Annotated in this window: 16 protein-coding genes; 11 read left to right on the top strand and 5 right to left on the bottom strand. The window is 62.3% G+C overall.

Annotation, left to right across the window (positions count from 1 at the left end; genetic code table 11):
- Window positions 1-57 precede the first annotated feature (57 nt).
- Window positions 58-750 carry a GNAT family N-acetyltransferase gene (locus tag ACZ881_RS07825; RefSeq protein WP_476113972.1) on the bottom strand — a complete coding sequence of 231 codons (693 nt, stop codon included), beginning with the start codon at window positions 748-750 and terminating at the stop codon, window positions 58-60.
- 137 nt (window positions 751-887) lie between these two features.
- Between ACZ881_RS07825 and trhO the strand changes: the two genes are divergently transcribed.
- Entirely contained in the window at window positions 888-1,784 is an 897-nt protein-coding gene (trhO, locus tag ACZ881_RS07830; RefSeq protein WP_476113975.1) for an oxygen-dependent tRNA uridine(34) hydroxylase TrhO, read from the top strand.
- A gap of 8 nt (window positions 1,785-1,792) precedes the next feature.
- Here trhO and ACZ881_RS07835 read toward each other — a convergent pair whose 3' ends face one another.
- Window positions 1,793-2,323 (bottom strand): hypothetical protein, encoded by a 531-nt coding sequence (locus tag ACZ881_RS07835; RefSeq protein WP_178995207.1) that lies wholly within the window; start codon window positions 2,321-2,323, stop codon window positions 1,793-1,795.
- Window positions 2,324-2,387: 64 nt separating this feature from the next.
- On the bottom strand, window positions 2,388-2,831 hold the full coding sequence (locus tag ACZ881_RS07840; RefSeq protein WP_476113978.1) for a hypothetical protein: 444 nt from the start codon (window positions 2,829-2,831) through the stop codon (window positions 2,388-2,390).
- Between the two features lie 94 nt (window positions 2,832-2,925).
- Here ACZ881_RS07840 and ACZ881_RS07845 point away from each other — a divergent pair, with 94 nt between their 5' ends.
- From ACZ881_RS07845 to proC, 7 genes are all read left to right on the top strand, one after another.
- Window positions 2,926-4,575, top strand: a complete 1,650-nt coding sequence (locus ACZ881_RS07845; protein ID WP_476113980.1) for a DUF7059 domain-containing protein — start codon at window positions 2,926-2,928, stop codon at window positions 4,573-4,575.
- Window positions 4,572-5,282 carry a helix-turn-helix domain-containing protein gene (locus ACZ881_RS07850; protein WP_091470434.1) on the top strand — a complete coding sequence of 237 codons (711 nt, stop codon included), beginning with the start codon at window positions 4,572-4,574 and terminating at the stop codon, window positions 5,280-5,282. Before ACZ881_RS07845 ends, ACZ881_RS07850 begins: the two co-directional genes overlap by 4 nt.
- Window positions 5,283-5,406: 124 nt before the next feature.
- Window positions 5,407-8,130: a type I DNA topoisomerase gene (gene topA, locus ACZ881_RS07855; RefSeq protein WP_091470435.1), complete on the top strand. Its 2,724-nt coding sequence runs from the start codon at window positions 5,407-5,409 to the stop codon at window positions 8,128-8,130.
- Window positions 8,131-8,196: 66 nt separating this feature from the next.
- On the top strand, window positions 8,197-8,631 hold the full coding sequence (locus ACZ881_RS07860; protein WP_017199191.1) for an SseB family protein: 435 nt from the start codon (window positions 8,197-8,199) through the stop codon (window positions 8,629-8,631).
- An 89-nt stretch (window positions 8,632-8,720) separates the two neighbouring features.
- On the top strand, window positions 8,721-9,842 hold the full coding sequence (locus ACZ881_RS07865) for a Ppx/GppA phosphatase family protein (protein WP_476113990.1): 1,122 nt from the start codon (window positions 8,721-8,723) through the stop codon (window positions 9,840-9,842).
- A gap of 1 nt (window position 9,843) precedes the next feature.
- A complete protein-coding gene (locus ACZ881_RS07870; RefSeq protein ID WP_017199189.1) occupies window positions 9,844-10,677 on the top strand; it encodes a sugar phosphate isomerase/epimerase family protein in 834 nt (277 codons plus the stop codon).
- Window positions 10,678-11,007: 330 nt separating this feature from the next.
- Complete coding sequence (gene proC / locus ACZ881_RS07875; protein ID WP_178995192.1) at window positions 11,008-11,838, top strand: pyrroline-5-carboxylate reductase; 831 nt, start codon at window positions 11,008-11,010, stop codon at window positions 11,836-11,838.
- 34 nt (window positions 11,839-11,872) lie between these two features.
- Here proC and ACZ881_RS07880 read toward each other — a convergent pair whose 3' ends face one another.
- Together ACZ881_RS07880 and ACZ881_RS07885 are read right to left on the bottom strand one after the other, a co-directional pair.
- Window positions 11,873-12,511, bottom strand: coding sequence for a potassium channel family protein (locus tag ACZ881_RS07880; protein ID WP_178995321.1), 639 nt, complete (start codon window positions 12,509-12,511; stop codon window positions 11,873-11,875).
- A gap of 40 nt (window positions 12,512-12,551) precedes the next feature.
- Window positions 12,552-13,985, bottom strand: a complete 1,434-nt coding sequence (locus ACZ881_RS07885) for a TrkH family potassium uptake protein (protein WP_364306328.1) — start codon at window positions 13,983-13,985, stop codon at window positions 12,552-12,554.
- 102 nt (window positions 13,986-14,087) lie between these two features.
- Here ACZ881_RS07885 and ACZ881_RS07890 point away from each other — a divergent pair, with 102 nt between their 5' ends.
- The 3 genes from ACZ881_RS07890 to gdhA all read left to right on the top strand — a co-directional run bounded on the left by ACZ881_RS07890 (window position 14,088) and on the right by gdhA (window position 17,470).
- On the top strand, window positions 14,088-15,314 hold the full coding sequence (locus tag ACZ881_RS07890; protein ID WP_476113995.1) for an acetoin utilization protein AcuC: 1,227 nt from the start codon (window positions 14,088-14,090) through the stop codon (window positions 15,312-15,314).
- A 59-nt stretch (window positions 15,315-15,373) separates the two neighbouring features.
- Window positions 15,374-15,925, top strand: coding sequence for an ArsR/SmtB family transcription factor (locus ACZ881_RS07895; RefSeq protein WP_454811608.1), 552 nt, complete (start codon window positions 15,374-15,376; stop codon window positions 15,923-15,925).
- Window positions 15,926-16,132: 207 nt separating this feature from the next.
- A complete protein-coding gene (gdhA, locus tag ACZ881_RS07900; RefSeq protein ID WP_476113998.1) occupies window positions 16,133-17,470 on the top strand; it encodes an NADP-specific glutamate dehydrogenase in 1,338 nt (445 codons plus the stop codon).
- The last annotated feature ends 79 nt before the right edge of the window (window positions 17,471-17,549 follow it).

The following is a 17,549-nucleotide window of genomic DNA, read 5'->3' on the forward strand; positions in this document are numbered from 1 at the left end:
CCGACGGCGGCATCTTCGCGGCGCCGCCGTCGGGCTTGGCTGTTAAGCGGGGAGTTTCTACGCTCCTGACAGGTCCGAGCCTTCGCTACCACTGGACATCATCAGGACGTGGCACACCACGTCCCACCCCAGATGGGAGTAGAGCTTCTGGCCGTCCAAGGATGCCAACAAAAGGCCGTTCTCAACGTCATGCGAGAACGCTTGGGCGGCGAGGGCCTTCATGATGAAGGTGCCCAGACCACGGCGCTGAAAGTCAGGTTCTGTGACGATCTTGTCGAAAACGGCGGTGCCGTTGACCACGTAGACCCGGCCGCTGGCAGCCACCTGTTCGCCGGAGTGGACCACCGCGTGGTGGACGCCGTTGGATTCGGAAGTAGCGAGCTCCAAATCGTCGTCAGGGAGCCACGGATCCTCGGAATCCTGGGTTTCCATATCCACGATCATCATGGTCTGGGATGCGGACGTCACGCTGAGTCCGCGTTGTTCAGCGAGGTATTTATACCGTTGGACGTCGTTGGTGAGTACCGTCAGGATCCGGTTTGGGGATTCTGCGGTCTTGTCCGCAAGGGCGGCGAACTCTTCGTCTGCCGGATCATGGGCAAAATACTCCCAATCACCGGTTTTGTCGGCGCGAAGTGCGGCAGGGAAGCGGCCCTCTTGGCGTAACTCATAGCCGCGGCAGCCGGACCAGCCGGCTACCCAGACTTCCAAGAGGTGCGCAATGTCTTCAACCAAGGCGTCTGGACTCATGTAGAGAGAGTATGCCAGCGCACTATGAAGCAACAGAGCCACGTCAGCCCGGTGATGGTTGCTTATGGAATTGTGACTTCCGGCCGCGGGCACCACACGGAACGAACGGATTTTACTGCACCAAGTACCCTTTAATAGTGGCTTTGAACCGAATTGTGCTCTTCTATGGCTTTACCCCGATCGCCGACCCTGACGCCGTGCGTTTGTGGCAGCGTGCCCTGTGCGAAAAACTGGGCCTCACCGGCAGGATCCTCATATCCAAGGACGGCATCAACGCCACGGTGGGCGGCGAGCTCAACAACATGAAGCAGTACGTGAAAACCACTCGTGAGTACAAGGGTTTTCACGCCATCGACTTCAAATGGTCGGAGGGTAGCGCCGCAGACTTCCCGCGCCTCAGCGTCAAGGTACGCGATGAGATCGTGTCGTTCGGCGCGCCGGGTGAACTGAAGGTGGACGCCAACGGCGTGGTGGGAGGCGGGAAGCACCTCCAACCCGAGGAACTTCACGCGCTGGTGGCTGCCAGGAAGTCCAGTGGCGAAGACGTAGTGTTCTTCGACGGCCGGAACGCGTTCGAAGCGCAGATCGGCAAGTTTAAGGACGCAATTGTTCCGGACGTGGACACCACCCACGACTTCATCAAGGAACTCGACTCGGGCAAGTACGACGACCTTAAGGACAAGCCGGTTGTCACCTATTGCACTGGGGGCATCCGCTGCGAAGTACTCTCCAGCCTGATGGTCAACAGGGGCTTCAAAGAGGTCTACCAGTTGGATGGCGGGATCGTCCGCTACGGCGAGACGTTCAAGGACAAAGGCCTCTGGGAGGGCTCGCTGTACGTCTTCGACAAGCGCATGCACGTCGAGTTCAGCGAGGAAGCCAAGACCATCGGCGAGTGCGTCCGCTGCTCAGCTCCCACCAACAAGTTCGAGAACTGCTCCAACCTCAGTTGCCGTACTTTGACCCTGTACTGCGAGGAATGTGCCTCCAGCCCGGAAACGCTCCGCTGCCCCGGGGGCTGCGAAGCGGCCTGACCGCTGAATCAGAGCCGGCTCACCCGATAAGTGAAGTTGGCATCGGATCTGGTCCCCACCGTGATGGACAGTATGGCGTCCTTTTCCAGTTGGACCACGCTCACGCGTGCATTGGCGCATCCCAGCGTCAGGTTCACCAGTTCAACTTCGCTCACCTTGACGGAGAAAGTCACCCTGCGAGTGCCACGGCAGGCCAGCGTCACCGCGTACGTCCCTCCAGGCAGTTGAACTGTTTGCTCAGACTTGGACTCGCCGGCATTGAGGTAGCCACTGCTTGAGTAGAACGACTGCCCTTGGGACTCAGGCAGGGCCAACTTTGCCCACTCTTCGAGCGCCTCACCGGTGACGGTTTCCTCCAATGCCGGATCGGGCGGAAGAACTACATTGCCGGCTGGGGAAGTAGGGCTGGCATCCGGCCGTCCGCCCTCGTCATAGGTGTATTCGCAGGCCGTCAGGCTGCCGCCCAGCACAACAAGGATGACGACGGCGGCCCTCGCCAGCCGCTGTGGCATCACCGAGCGAGCTGCCTTGCTGCCCATGAACTGACTTTACGCCCGTAAAGCCACTGGCCAAAGGCCTATCGGAGCAGGTGCGCCGCCGGCCCTAGGCGGCCGCAGGAACCACGTGATAGGCGAAGATCAGCGGAGCATCAACACTGCTCGTCGAGATGCTGAGGGGGCCAGTGCCGGGCACCTTGATCTTCACCACATCAAGGCTGCCATTGCATGCCGCCGCCGCGTCCGCGATCTTGGTGCCGCTGGAGGAAACAGCGAAGTACGCCTTCCCGCCCCCATCGCATGCCATGGTGAGCGTGTAGCTCCCGTCCGGAACGTTGGGGGACTCCTTGACCAACGGGTCCCGGTTGAGGATCTTGCCGGAGTCCTCCAACACCACACCGCTCGCCGCAGGCAGGATCTTTTCCCTCCAAGCAGGAACGTCGGCATCTTCGATGTTGGCCGGCGCCTGGCAGCCGCAGACCCCCAGCAAGGCCGCAGCGGTGATGACAACAAGGCCCGCATGGCGCCTTGTGGAAGAGAAGGTGAGCATGAATCCAACGCTACCGGGTTCCAGCGGGGGCCTTTGTCCACATACCGCAGGTTCACGATCCAAAGGCAGGGTGCGTCGCCCCTACACTTGCAAGGTGACTGACACAGCTTCCACCTTTACAGCCGGCAATGTTGACGATGCTCCCCGCAGTGACCGCCCCGAACTGCTTTCGGCGCTCGCCGCAGACCTTCGTGCCCTCAACTACACTGTGGACGGCGTGGCTGAACTCCTGGGAACAACCGCCTCAGAAGCGCTCGGCAGGGACCAGCTCATTCCCGCGCTCCTTGCCAGTGAGAGACTCATGGACTCCAAGGACCCAGCCCTCAGATCACAGGCAGTAATTGTTCGTCTATGGCTGCTGGCCGTTCCGCAGCCCGTCGAGGACATCGATTCCGCCCTCCCCGGTATCCGTGCGAAAGGCCTTGAGGAACTGGGGCTGATCACCGTGGATTCAGGAATGGCTCATGCCAAGGCGGACCTGCGCCCCTACGGCTGGGACGCCACCACGGATGGCAGTGGCGGTGTAGAACTCTGGGTTGCCAGCGACCTTGCTGCCCACCAGCAGCCCGGAGTCCTGAGGCACGACCACGTCCTGGGAATCGGGCGAGCCTCCACAACGCTGGTCCAGACCACATTCAGGAAACACAGCAAACGAGCGCTGGATGTGGGCACCGGCTGCGGTATCCAGACCTTCCACCTGCTCCATCACTGCGAGCACGTCACGGCCACGGACATATCGGAGAGGGCACTCGCGTTCACCCGCTTCAACCTTCTGCTGAACGCCGCCGAACTGGAGCTGGACCCGGACAACCTGGAGCGTCGGGTGAGCCTGCGGCTCGGATCGCTCCTGGAACCGGTAGAGGGGGAGCAGTTCGGCTTGGTGGTATCAAACCCACCGTTCGTCATCACTCCGCGAACGGGCGGCGAATCGCCGTCCGAGCAGTTCACGTACCGCGATGGCGGGCTTCCCGGAGACGATATCGTTGCGTCCTTGGTACAGTCCTTGGCCGACGTCCTCGAGCCCGGCGGAACAGCGCAAATGCTCGGCAACTGGGAGGTTACTTCCGGTACGGACTGGAAGGACCGGCCCAAGGCATGGCTCCAGGACTCCGGTCTGGACGTCTGGTTCATCCAACGGGAGCAGGTGGGCCCCGAGCAGTACGCGGAGACTTGGCTCCAGGACGCATCGCAGAACCGCGAGGGCCAGCAATACCAGGAAGCGTACGCCGCCTATCTGGACGACTTTGCTTCCAGGAACGTCCAAGGTATTGGCTTCGGCATGATTTGGCTGCGCCGCCCGGAGACACCCCTCGAGGTCACCATCAGCCGCTTCGAGGAAATCACATATCCAATAGAGCAGCCGATCGGGCCGCATCTGGGTGCTGCCGTGGAACGGGCTGATTGGGTGGCCTCACATTCGGTCCCGGAGGCGCACTTGGTGGTTGCCGAGGACGTCACCGAGGAACGGCACCAGCGCCCCGGAGCCGTTCATCCCGGAGTCATCCTCCTGAGGCAAGGGGCAGGACTTCGCCGGACCAATCTGCTTAGTACTGAACTGGCCGGGTTCGTTTCCGCCTGCGACGGGCAATTGTCGGTCCGGCAGATCGTCTCGGCCTTGGTATCGCTCCTGGGCGGGGGAGAGGACTTCGACGAAGAGACCTTCCGCGAAGGGCTTTTCCGCGAGGTCACCAACCTGGTTTTGGACGGGTTCCTCCTTCCGGACCCGGCGCAGGTCGACGCATGATCCGGGGTGCGGCGCCGCGCTCATCAAACACCGGGCCTCCAGGAAGTGACCCTGACTACACTGATGAAGTGAGTGCGAACAACGAATCATCCCAAGCGTCAGGCGATATTCCGCGGCGGAAGCGTGCCGAAAAGACGGTTGAGATCACTGATCCCAAGGCTATCCGTGCATTGGCGCACGCCGCCCGGATTGAGGTTATCTCTGAGCTCTACGCCACACAGGTCAGTCACACAGCCACGGAACTCGCTGCCAGGACAGGGCTAACGCCCAGTGCAATGAGCTACCACCTCCGGGCCCTCCAGAAATGGGGGATCGTGGCACCTGCGGAAAACGCCGGTGATGCCCGCGAACGTCGCTGGAAGGCGGCCGGAACGGACTTCACCATCTCGGGAGGCAGTGTTGCCAGCCCTGAGATTGCCGTGGTTGACCTGGAGCTTGATGCCTTCCGACGCCGGGCTTCGGCCTTCGCCAAGGCTCGCGGGGAACGCCGGCAACGGGGGGAAACAGGAGAAGAGCCGGCAGCAGTAGTCCTTTCCAGCAACCTGCTGTACTTGACCAACCCACAGCGCAGGGAACTTTTAGACAGAATCCGCGCTGTTCTGCGGGAGTACGAACTCGAGGATCCCAACCGGATACCGGAAGGTGCTGAACGTGTGGCAACCTTGTGGTCAATGATCCCGGATGACCGGGTAGCACCCGGTCAGTAAGAGCCCCGCCGGGCCTTTGACTGTCCGCACTGGTTCCGCACCAAAACGCAGGATTCTGCAAACTATGGTGAACTAGGCCAATATGGGCACCAGCCCAATTACACATTTTTTCTGTAGGAGCACCGTGCCCAGCAAGGCAAAAACCGGCAAGAAACTCGTGATCGTGGAGTCTCCCGCCAAGAGCAAGACCATCGCCAAGTATCTTGGCGAGGGCTTCATCGTCGAGGCTTCGATCGGCCACATCCGGGACCTCCCGCAGCCGTCGGACCTCCCTGCCGAGCTGAAGAAGACCTCGTTGGGCAAGTTCGCTGTCGACATCGAAAACGACTTCAAGCCGTACTACGTTGTTTCTCCGGACAAGAAGAAGAAGGTCGCCGAGCTCAAGGCCCAGCTGAAAGACGCTGACGCCCTCTACCTCGCAACTGATGGGGACCGCGAAGGCGAAGCCATCGCGTGGCACCTCCTGGAGGTCCTGAAGCCCAAGGTTCCCGTCTACCGCATGACGTTCGGTGAAATCACCAAGGAAGCCATCCACCGCGCCATGGACAACCTCCGGGATGTCGATACCGCTTTGGTGGATGCCCAGGAAACACGTCGTATTCTTGACCGCCTCTACGGCTACGAGATTTCCCCCGTGTTGTGGCGCAAGGTTGCCCGCGGACTGTCCGCTGGCCGTGTCCAGTCCGTGGTGACCCGCATGGTGGTTGACCGGGAACGTGAACGCATGGCCTTCCGGGCCGCGTCCTACTGGGACCTCACGGGCCAGTTCGGTTCAGATTCGGGTTCTTTCAAGGCCAAGCTTGCCGCCGTGGACGGTTCCAAGGTAGCCAGTGGCCGGGACTTCAACGACAACGGGCAGCTCACCTCCTCAAACGTCGTGCACCTCAACGAGGAACTCGCCACGTCCTTGGCCTCCGGTCTGGAGAACGCTGATTTCCGGGTCCGCTCTGTAGACACCAAGCCGTATACCCGCCGCCCTGCAGCACCGTTCACCACCTCCACGCTGCAGCAGGAAGCCGGCCGTAAGCTCCGCTTCTCGTCGAAGAGCACCATGCAGGTTGCCCAGCGCCTGTATGAAAATGGCTACATCACCTATATGCGTACGGACTCATCAGCTTTGAGCGATGAAGCACTCACGGCAGCCCGCCGACAGGCTTCGGAGCTTTATGGACCCGAGTACGTGCCCCAGAGCCCCCGTGTCTACGCCAACAAGGCTGCCAACGCCCAGGAAGCTCACGAGGCCATCCGTCCCGCGGGAGACTCCTTCCGCACTCCCGCGCAGGTTGCCAAGCAGCTGAGCGGTGATGAGTTCCGCCTCTACGAGCTCATCTGGAAGCGCACGGTCGCCTCCCAGATGGCCGACGCCAAGGGTTCTACGGCCACCATCCGCCTCGGTGCAGTGGCTGCTGACGGTCGCGACGCCGAATTCTCCGCTTCCGGTACGGTCATTACCTTCCCCGGTTTCCTCGCAGCCTATGAAGAGGGCAAGGACGAGAGCCGTGGTGATGAAGAATCCGATGAAGCCCGCCGCCTGCCTAACGTTGCCAAGGATGATTCCCTGACGGCTTCGGACATCGTTGCTGTCGGGCACGAAACGTCACCGCCGCCGCGTTACACGGAAGCATCGCTGACCGCTGAGCTGGAAAAGCGGGGCATTGGCCGCCCGTCCACCTACGCGTCCACGATCTCCACCATCCAAGACCGTGGCTACGTTCGTAAGCAGGGTTCTGCCCTGGTTCCCAGCTGGATCGCATTCTCCGTGATCCGCTTGCTGGAACAGCACTTCACGGATTACGTGGACTACGAGTTCACGGCAGACATGGAAGGCGACCTGGACAAGATCGCCAACGGCCAAGCCGTGGGTGCTGCCTGGCTCAAGCACTTCTACTACGGTGAAGACGCAGACCCCGGCCTGCTGAGCATCGTGAACAACCTCGGCGAAATCGATGCCCGGGAGATCAATTCCGTGCCCATCGCCGACGGCATCACGCTGCGTGTGGGCAAATTCGGCCCGTACTTGGAAAGCTCCATCCCCACCTTGGATGCGAAAACCGGCGAAGTGGTTGAGTCCGCACGGGCCAACGTCCCCGAGGAACTCGCTCCGGACGAACTCACGGCAGACAAAGCCAAAGAACTCATGGAGACCGCAGCCCCCGAGGAACGGGTCCTGGGAACCGACCCGCACACGGGCCACACCATCGTTGCCAAGAATGGCCGGTACGGCGCTTACGTCACCGAGATCATCCCCGAGATGACTGAGGAACAGCTGGCCAACCAGCCGGTGGAGTACTACAAGAACGGCAAGCCCAAGCCTCCCAAGAAGCCTGTGAAGGCCAAACCGCGCACCGGTTCTCTCTTCAAGTCCATGACCGTGGATACGGTCACCTTGGATGAAGCCCTCGCGCTCATGAGCCTGCCCCGGGTCCTCGGCGAGGACGCGGATGGCAACCCCATCACGGTACAAAACGGCCGGTTTGGGCCGTACCTGAAGAAGGGCACTGACTCCCGCTCCATCGGTTCGGAAGAGGAAATCTTCACGATCACCCTGGAACAGGCTCTGGAGATCTACTCGCAGCCCAAGCAACGTGGCGCCCGTGCCTCCGTACCGCCGCTGGCCGAGTTCGGTCCGGACCCCGTCTCCGAGAAGAACATCGTGGTGAAGGAAGGCCGCTTCGGCCCCTACATCACTGACGGCGTTACCAACATCACCGTCCCGCGCACAACCTCCCTTGAGGAGCTGACCCGGGAACGCGCCGTCGAGCTTTTGGCGGAAAAACGTGCCAAGGGACCGGTCAAGCGAACCACCACCCGCAAGGCACCGGCCAAGAAGGCCACAGCCAAAAAGTAGCCACCATGACGGCCGGGGCAGCATTCGCGAATTGCGTCCCGGCCGGCATCGTGGTCGAGTAGAACCATGACTGAACAGACGGTGTCACCGGACAACGAACCCTTGAACGACCTCGAGGCGAAGCTCGCCTCGGCCGAACAACCGGACGCGAACCCGGTGGACGTCATCCTCGCTTTCCTGAACAACGAGGTCTACCTCGTCAGCTCGGAAGCCGTGGACGGCCCCGACTCCTCCGTGGAGCCTTTGGTGCTCTCCAACGCCGACGGCCAGCCCGTCCTGGCCGTCTTTAGCCACCCGAGCCGCGTGGATGAGCGCTTCCTCGAAGCAGCCCCGCACGTCCTGGGCACCATGGGCTCGGCGATCCTGGGAAACATCGGAGACGAACTCGGCATGGTCATCAACCCGGGAAGCGAATTCGGCTTCGAAATCGACCCCGAGGGCATTGCGAACATTCGCCGCGACTTCAAGCGTGCCGACGAAGCCGGGGAGTCCGCCGAATAGCGGTCGACCAAGCTGCCGGTAACCATCCGGTCAGCGAAACGTCGTCGCCAAGTTGCTTCACGGGCTTCGAATCGGTGAATAATGGCAGAATGCGTCTTGGCGTTCTCGACATCGGGTCCAATACCGTCCACCTACTGCTGGTGGACGCTCACCCCGGCGCGCGTCCGGTAGCTTTCGCTTCCCACAAGCGCCCGCTTTCTCTGGTGCAGTACCTCGACGGCGATGGCAACATCAACGACGCCGGGCAGCACGAGCTCATCGAATTCGTCCTGGAAGCCTGGGAGTTCGCGGCCAGCCACAAGGCGGAGGATCTCCTGGCGTTCTGTACCTCGGCCATCCGGGAGGCAACCAACGGACCCGAGGTCCTGGCCCGCGTCAAACACGAGACCACGGTGACCCTCCAGGAACTCACCGGCAGCGAAGAAGCCTCCATGACTTTCTTCGCAGTACGCCGCTGGTACGGATGGGGCGCAGGCAACATCCTCGACCTGGATATCGGCGGCGGCTCCTTTGAAATGGCGTATGGGACGGATGAACTCCCCGAGTACGCCACCTCTGTTCCCCTGGGTGCCAGCCGTTTGACGCGGGACTGGCTCCACGATGATCCGCCCAGCGCGAAGAGCGTGAAGGAACTGCGGCGCTACATCCGGTCCACGCTGAAACCGGTGGTCAGGGACTTTCACGAGTTGGGCCGGGCCAATCTGGTGGCCGGCACCTCCAAAACGTTCCGCTCCTTGGCGCGCATCGCCGGTGCAGCCCCCAGCGCTGCAGGGCCGTACGTGAAGCGTGAGCTCCACGCAGCAGACCTGGGGCTGTGGGCACAGCGGATTTCTGCCATGACCGTGGAAGACAGGCTGTACCTTCCTGGCGTCTCCGATGCGCGCGCCCGACAGTTGTTGGCGGGTGCCCTCGTTGCTGAAGCGGCCCTTGAGCTCTTTGAATTTCCCAAGATGGAAATCTGTCCCTGGGCCCTTCGTGAGGGCCTGATCCTGCGACGCCTGGACCAGCTGGTCTTCGAGGAAGCCCTGGATCCGGCGCCGCACGTGGGCAAGCGCAAGAAGGACAAATCCAAGAAAAAGGCAGCCAAGGAAGCCGCCAAGGCTCCCGATAAAGAAGAGCCCCATCGGGGGTTCAAAGAATTCCCGGTCCCTGTAAACACACCGTCCCCATCACCCATCCCAGCCCCCGTGGCAGGCGGGCTGGCCTCCTGAGATGAGCAACGACGTCGAACCTGAAGTGAATGACCGCCAAATTCCCGTGGCGCTGTCCAGTGCATCCGTGTACCCGCTGAGCGTTCACGACGCTTTCGCGGTGGCGCAGGACCTGGGGTATGAAGGCGTGGAGGTGATGGTTACCAACAACGCGGTGAGCCAGAACCCGGATGCCTTGATCCAGTTAAGCCACCGGTACCACCAGGAGATCGTCTCCATCCACGCGCCCACCTTGCTGTTGACGCAACAGGTTTGGGGTACGGCGTGGAACAAGATTGAGAAATCCTGCCAAATGGCCGCGGACGTCGGATGCGACACCGTGGTGGTCCACCCGCCGTTCCGCTGGCAGTCAAACTACGCGGAGAACTTCGTGGAAGGCGTGCGTGAGATCGCGGCGAGGTACCGGGTGCGTATCGCCGTGGAGAACATGTACCCATGGCGCGTCCGCGGACGTGAAGCGGTGGCCTACCTGCCGCACTGGGATCCTTTGGGCCAGGATTACGACGACGTCACATGGGATTTCTCCCATGCCGCCACTGCCGGGGCCAATAGCCTGGAAGCCATCAAAGCGCTCGGAAACAAGCTCAGGCACGTTCATCTCACCGACGGTTCGGGTTCCGGCAAGGACGAGCACCTGGTGCCGGGCACCGGAACGCAGCAGTGCGCCGATGCTTTGCAGCATTTGGCAGCCACGGGTTTCGACGGCGTCGTAGTGGCGGAGATTTCAACCCGCAAGGCGAAGGTAGCGGGGGAGCGCGAGGAAATGCTGGCAGAAACCCTGCGTTTTGCCCGGCAACACCTCAGCGTCCCGTTGTTGCGCAGCGTAGACAACTAACCGGCGTCGAGCGCTGTACACCAGCGCCTCGCCTTGTTCGCCTGACCCGCCGTTCAAGGGTGCGTCAGGCGGATAAGCGTGGGGCTTCGCGCGGTCCACGGTCCTTAAGAGCGAAAGCACCGGCGGCCGAATCGGGAAATGGGGGAAAACCCGCCCGGCCACCGGTGCTGCTGGCGGACATCCCCATGCCCGCCTCATCACTCGCACCCTCAATGAGGTAACTACTAAGTTACGGACCAAGAATGAGTGCTGCCTGCAATAACCTTGGGAGCTAGCTGGGAATCTGGAATTCGTTAGACCCCGTCCAAGGCCAACTGCAATGATGGAGCCATGAGCAACCGAATCGCATTCCTTGGCTGTGGATCCATGAACGAGGCAATCCTGGGAGGCCTGCTTGCCGCCGGGACGGACCCGTCCGATATCGTCGCCACCGTCCGCCGTGCCGAGCGGGCGGACGAACTGGCCCAGCGCCATGGGGTCATGGCCATCGCAGGCGAGGAGGAGCCGGACAACAACAAGCTGGCCACCAAAGGCTCCAGCATGGTCATTCTGGGCGTCAAGCCGGTAGGCATTCTGGACCTGGCCCGGGAGATCAGCCCCGCCCTGGGGAAGGACACGATCGTTGTCAGTGTCGCAGCGGCAGTCTCCCTCGCCCAGCTCGAAGCGGCGCTGCCGGACGGACAGCCGGTGATCCGCACCATGCCCAACACGCCCTCAAGATTGGGCCGCGGTGTCATATCTGTCTCCCCGGGTACTCATTGCACGCCTGAGCAGCTGGAGAAGGCGAAGAAGGCGCTGGCCGGCGCCGGCACAGTGGTCCAGATTCCCGAAGAACAGGTGGATGCGCTGTCCGCTATCAGCGGTTCCGGCCCGGCCTACGCGTTCTACCTCGCCGAAGCCATGGCTGCGGCCGGCGTGGAGCTTGGTTTGGACGAGGAGCTGTCCGTGATGCTTGCCCGCGAAACCGTGGCAGGGGCCGGCTTCATGTTGGCCGAACCGGGAGCAAACCCCTCAGCCCTCCGCATCGCCGTCACCAGCCCCAACGGCACCACCGAGCGGGCCATCGCGGCCTTCGACGACGGCGGGATCCCCAAGATCATCGCCGACGGCGCCCGCGCGGCAGCCGCCCGGGCAGCAGAGATCACCAAGCAGCTCGGCTAGCCGCTACGGTCCCGCCGCCGCTACGGCCGCGCCACTACGGTCGCGCTGCGAAGCGCTCCAGCAGGTCCACGTGTCCGGACACGATCAACATGTCGTGGCCGGACACTTTGGTTTCCGGCCGGGCGTACGTGAAGTCTTCGCCCGGGGTTTTCACGCCGACAATGGTCACGCCATACTTCGAACGCACCTTGGATTCCTCCAAAGTGAAGCCCACTGTTTCCTTGGGCGGGTACATCTTGACGATCGCGTAGTCGTCGTCGAACTCGATGAAGTCCAGCATTCGCCCGGATACCAGGTGGGCTGCGCGGACACCGGCGTCGGCCTCCGGATAGATCACGTGGTTGGCGCCGATCCGTGTCAGGATCTTGCCGTGCGAGGGCGTGATGGCCTTGACCCAGAGGTGCTGGATGCCCATATCCACCAGGTTCACAGTGATGAGCACGGAGGACTCGATGGAGGTACCAACACCCACCACCGCTGAGCTGAATTCCTGGGCACCGAGCTGGCGCAAGGCATCAATGTTGGTGGCGTCCGCTTCCACGACGTGCGTGAGCACAGGCGCCCACTTCTGGACGAGGGTGCGGTCACGTTCGATAGCCAGGACTTCACGGCCTTGCTTGACCAGTTGCTCAGCCGTCGCGGAACCGAACCGGCCAAGGCCAATCACCAGCACTGGTGCGTTGTGGGCGGGGCGGTTGGCTGCCCCTGTGCTACTAGCCAATGATTGGCCTCTCTTCCGGGTAGTGGTACAGCTGGCTGCGTTGGCGCAGGGCCAACCCGGCCGCGAGGGTTACGGTGCCGACACGGCCGGCGAACATCAGCGCGGTCAAGACGTAAACGCCCGACGGCGGCAGCTCGGCACTGAGGTTTGTGCTCAGTCCCACGGTGGCGAAGGCGGAGATGGATTCAAAGAGCACCCTGTCCAGGGAAGCTCCGCTGATGGACAGGAGCAGGAAGGCGGCCACCGACACCAGGGTGGCTCCGGCCACGATCACGGAGATGGCCACCCGCATGGTGCCCTGCGGAATGGTGCGGCCGTAAACCTTCACGTCAGCGTCGCCGCGGGCTTCAGCCATGATGGCCAGGAACATGACCGCGATGGTGGTCACCTTGATGCCGCCCGCAGTAGACGCAGAACCGCCACCGGCGAACATCAGGGCGTCGGTGAGGAGCATGGTGGTGGATTCCATATGGTTTTGGTCCACCAGGTTGAAGCCGCCGGAACGGGTCATGACAGAGGCGAATAGTGAATGGATCACCTTGTCGCCCATGTCCATGTGGCCGATGGTGCGCATGTTGTCCCACTCCATCAAGGCCCACAGGACAGTGCCTGCCGCGAGCAGGATGAAGGAGACCTGGATGGTGAGCTTGGTGTGGAGGTTCCACTTTTTCCAGTTGAGCCCGTTCTGCTGCAGCACCATCACCACGGGGAAACCCAGGCTGCCGAGGAAGACGCCCAGCATGAGTGGAATGAGGATCCAAAGGTCGGTTTCGTAGGGCACGATGCCGTCCGAATGTGGCGTGAATCCGGCATTATTGAAGGCGGAGATCGAGTAGAACACACCATGCCAGACGGCCTGCCAGAATGGTTCGCCCAGCACCATGAACCGGGGAACCAGGGCTATCGCCAACGCTGCCTCAATCACCACGGACGTGACGATGACAATGCGCAGCAGCGTACCGACCTCGCCGAGCCTGCCAGCGTTGTTCATGGCTTCCTGGGCGATGAGCTTGCCGCGCACACCCAGCCGTTTGCTGACCATGAGGGCCAACAGCGAGGCGAGGGTCAGCGTGCCGAGACCGCCAACGAAGATGCCCACCAGGATGACCAGCTGACCAAAGAAGGTCCAGTGCGTGGCGGTGGAAACCACTGTCAATCCGGTAACGCAAACAGCGGAAACTGCCGTGAACATGGACTGGTGCAGGGGTGTGACAGTGCCGGCCGTGGAAGCAGCGGGAAGGGACAGCAATCCGGTAAAAACCAGGATCACCACGGCGAAGACGGTCAATGCCAAGCGGGCTGGGGAGGTGTTGGCAATGTTGTCAACGAAGTCGCGCACGCGCGTGAAGATCCAGAGACCTTCCCGCTCCTGCTGGTTGGGTTGCCAGTTGGTCGGGCTCGTGGACCGCGACTGGCTTTGAGACATGGCGCTCTTCCTCGGTTGAACAAGCTTTCCTGAGTAGTAAACCACTATTCCTGCGGCGTAACCGGGCGGTAGGCTACTCCGGGCTCAGGTAGCCTGTTCTGGATGAACTCACGGCTTGGAACAACAGCTTCCAGCATTACGCGGTCCGCACTGCCAACGACGGTGGTGTGGGATCCAGCCATGACTGCCTATAACTTTGGCCCGGGTCACCCCATGGCGCCGCAGCGGCTGGAACTTACAGCGCGGCTGGCCGAATCCCTCGGCCTGTTTGACCACGAGCATGTGGCCGTCGAAGCGCCTACGGTGGCCACCGACGTCGAACTTTTTACTGTGCACAGCCGCGAATACGTGGAGGCCGTGCGTCGCGTCAGTGTCGATCCCTCGGCTCCGGAGGAGGACCGTGGCCTGGGAACTGAGGACGATCCCGCGTTCGCCGGGATGCACGAGGCCAGCGCCCGACTCGCCGGCGGTTCGCTGCTGGCGGCGGAGACCATCCTGTCCGGCCAAGCCGTTCGTGCTGTGAACTTCAGTGGCGGGATGCACCATGCCGCGAGGGAACGGGCCAGCGGCTTTTGCGTTTACAACGACGTTGCGATGGCTATCCAACGGCTGCTCGACGGCGGCGTGCAGCGGGTGGTGAGCATCGACGTCGACGCCCACCATGGCGACGGTACGCAGAGTATTTTCTGGAACGACCCCCGTGTCATGACCATCAGCCTGCACGAATCGGGCCTCACGCTTTTCCCCGGCACGGGCTTTGCCAACGAAACCGGCGGACCAAACGCCCCGGGGACCGTGGTTAACGTCGCGCTTCCTGCGTTCACCGGCGACGCGGCCTGGCTGCGGGCTTTCCATGCGGTGGTCCCGCAGCTTGTCGGCGCGTTCCGGCCCGAAGTCATTGTCAGCCAGCACGGCTGCGACTCCCACCGGGACGACCCCCTGACGCACCTCAACCTCAGCATTGACGGTCAGCGTGAGGCGGCTTCCGCCGTCGCCGGCCTCGCCGCCCGCTACTGCGATAACCGCTGGATCGCGACTGGGGGAGGCGGCTACGACGTCACTGGCGTTGTGCCGCGTGCCTGGAGCCACCTGATCGGGATGGTGACGCAACGTCCGGTGCCGCTCAGCACGCCCGTGCCTGAAGCGTGGCGGACGTACGTGAAGGAAACGTACGGCGTGTGGGCCCCGGAGTCCATGAGCGACGACGTTGACGTCTGGTGGCGCTCATGGGAGGTCGGTTACGATCCTGCGGACGAGGTTGACCGAACCGTTATTGCCACGCGCAAAGAGATCTTCCCCCTTTACGGCTTGGATCCCTGGTTCGACTGACGCTGTAGCGCCACGAAACAGGGATGCCAATCGGCGTATATGTCGCTAGGGTGGGAGGCATGGTGACTGACGACGTATTTGCCGTCATAGCTGAGGCAACCAGGCGCGACATCCTGGTCTCCCTCCGCTCTGGGGATAAAGCTGTAGGCGAACTGGTGGAAGAACTGGCTGCGAGCCAGCCCACCATCTCCAAGCATTTGAAAGTGCTCCGCGAGGCGGACTTGGTCAGCATGCGCGCCCAGGGCCAGAAGCGCTTCTACGCGTTGAATACCAAGCCGCTCGCCGGCGTCGCCAGCTGGCTGGAGACGTTCGACGTCGGCACGCCGGCGCCCGCCGTCGTCGCACCTACCGAGCCGGCACCCGCCGCCGGGCCCCCTGCCGCGGCTGTTGTTGTCTCTTCGCCGGAGGCTCCGGCCACCCGCACTGACGCCGTCAGCCAGGCTGTGAAGGTTCATGCGAGCGGAATCCCGGTCACTTTGGATCCTGCCTCGGACGACACCGTGCCCCAGCAAATCGGCCGTACTGTCGGCCGGGCGGCCACTAAGGCCGCTGATCTTTTGGCGAACCTACCGAACCTGCCCAACCTTCCCAAGTTCGGGCGAAAGCGATAGTCGGCCTCGACTTAACGTGATCCTTATCACATTGTGAGTTTTCGTTAACCTCTCATTTCCTTGAGATTTCAACGATTTTCTACACTTGTGTTAACTCCTTGGCCCGGGTCACATTGCTTCCGGATGGAGATCCTATATCCCTCGGTGCAACCATGAGCGGGACTGATCGTCTCGCCGCTGGCCGGCGCACTGAGGATAGGAAGACGCATGGATTCAAGGCTCGAAACAGTCCGCGACACCGTGTTGGCGCGGAACCCGGGAGAGAAGGAATTCCACCAGGCCGTCACCGAGGTCTTCGAAAGCCTTGGCCCTGTCCACGATCGTCATCCTGAATTCCTTGAGGGCGCTGTACTTGAACGTCTGTGCGAGCCCGAGCGGCAAATCATCTTCCGCGTCCCCTGGACCGACGACGCCGGCCGCGTCCACGTAAACCGCGGCTTCCGTGTGGAGTTCAACTCCGCCCTCGGCCCGTACAAGGGCGGACTTCGATTCCACCCCTCGGTGTATCTGGGAATCGTGAAGTTCCTTGGCTTCGAACAGATCTTCAAGAATGCGCTCACCGGCATGCCCATTGGCGGCGGCAAGGGAGGCTCGGACTTCGATCCCCGCGGACGTTCCGACGCCGAAATCATGCGCTTCTGCCAGTCCTTCATGACTGAGCTGTACCGCCACATTGGCGAGTACACCGACGTCCCGGCCGGTGACATCGGCGTGGGCGGCCGTGAAATCGGCTACCTCTTCGGCCAGTACAAGCGCATCACCAACCGCTATGAATCCGGTGTCCTCACCGGCAAGGGCATCTCGTGGGGCGGCTCCCTGGTACGTCCGGAGGCTACCGGTTACGGCACGGTGATCTTCGCCCAGGAGATGCTCAAGACCCGGGGGCAGTCCTTCGACGGGCAGCGTGTTGTGGTCTCCGGTTCGGGCAACGTCGCCATCCACGCCATCGCCAAGGCCCAGGCCCTCGGTGCCACCGTGGTGGCTTGTTCAGACTCCGCCGGTTACATCGTGGATGAGGCGGGGATCGACGTCGCGCTTTTGAGCCGGATCAAGGAAGTGGAGCGGGGGCGCCTGACGGAGTACGCCGCACGGCGGCCGGGAGTGACCCACGTTTCCGACGGTTCGGTGTGGGATGTCAACGGCACCGTGGCCTTGCCCTGCGCCACGCAGAACGAACTCGACGGCGAGGCTGCCGCCAAGCTGGTCAGCAACGGCCTGATCGCCGTGGCTGAAGGTGCCAACATGCCCTCCACCCGTTCGGCTGTGTCAGTCTTCCAGGCAGCCGGGATCCTGTTCGGGCCGGGCAAGGCCGCCAATGCCGGTGGTGTTGCTACGTCCGCGCTGGAAATGCAACAGAACGCCAGCCGCGACTCCTGGTCCTTCGAGCACACGGAACAGCGCCTCACCGAGATCATGGTGGGCATCCACGATCGCTGCGCCACGACTGCCGACGAATACGGTGCGCCCGGAAACTATGTGGTGGGCGCCAACATTGGTGGCTTCGTCAAGGTAGCCGACGCGATGCTGGCGCAGGGCCTGATCTGATACCCCTTAGCCCAACTGAGTAACAGCAACTGTCGCAATGGAGCCCCAATGCGACAGTTGCTGTTACCTACCTGGGTGC

The organism is Paenarthrobacter sp. TE3676 (assembly GCF_056279165.1).

Coding starts and splice junctions, on each gene's coding strand:
- ACZ881_RS07825 (WP_476113972.1), bottom strand. CDS start 750: ATGAGTCCAGACGCCTTGGTTGAAGACATTGCGCACCTCTTGGAAGTC.
- ACZ881_RS07835 (WP_178995207.1), bottom strand. CDS start 2,323: ATGGGCAGCAAGGCAGCTCGCTCGGTGATGCCACAGCGGCTGGCGAGG.
- ACZ881_RS07840 (WP_476113978.1), bottom strand. CDS start 2,831: ATGCTCACCTTCTCTTCCACAAGGCGCCATGCGGGCCTTGTTGTCATC.
- ACZ881_RS07850 (WP_091470434.1), top strand. CDS start 4,572: ATGATCCGGGGTGCGGCGCCGCGCTCATCAAACACCGGGCCTCCAGGA.
- ACZ881_RS07860 (WP_017199191.1), top strand. CDS start 8,197: ATGACTGAACAGACGGTGTCACCGGACAACGAACCCTTGAACGACCTC.
- ACZ881_RS07865 (WP_476113990.1), top strand. CDS start 8,721: ATGCGTCTTGGCGTTCTCGACATCGGGTCCAATACCGTCCACCTACTG.
- ACZ881_RS07870 (WP_017199189.1), top strand. CDS start 9,844: ATGAGCAACGACGTCGAACCTGAAGTGAATGACCGCCAAATTCCCGTG.
- proC (WP_178995192.1), top strand. CDS start 11,008: ATGAGCAACCGAATCGCATTCCTTGGCTGTGGATCCATGAACGAGGCA.
- ACZ881_RS07885 (WP_364306328.1), bottom strand. CDS start 13,985: ATGTCTCAAAGCCAGTCGCGGTCCACGAGCCCGACCAACTGGCAACCC.
- ACZ881_RS07890 (WP_476113995.1), top strand. CDS start 14,088: ATGAACTCACGGCTTGGAACAACAGCTTCCAGCATTACGCGGTCCGCA.
- ACZ881_RS07895 (WP_454811608.1), top strand. CDS start 15,374: ATGGTGACTGACGACGTATTTGCCGTCATAGCTGAGGCAACCAGGCGC.
- gdhA (WP_476113998.1), top strand. CDS start 16,133: ATGGATTCAAGGCTCGAAACAGTCCGCGACACCGTGTTGGCGCGGAAC.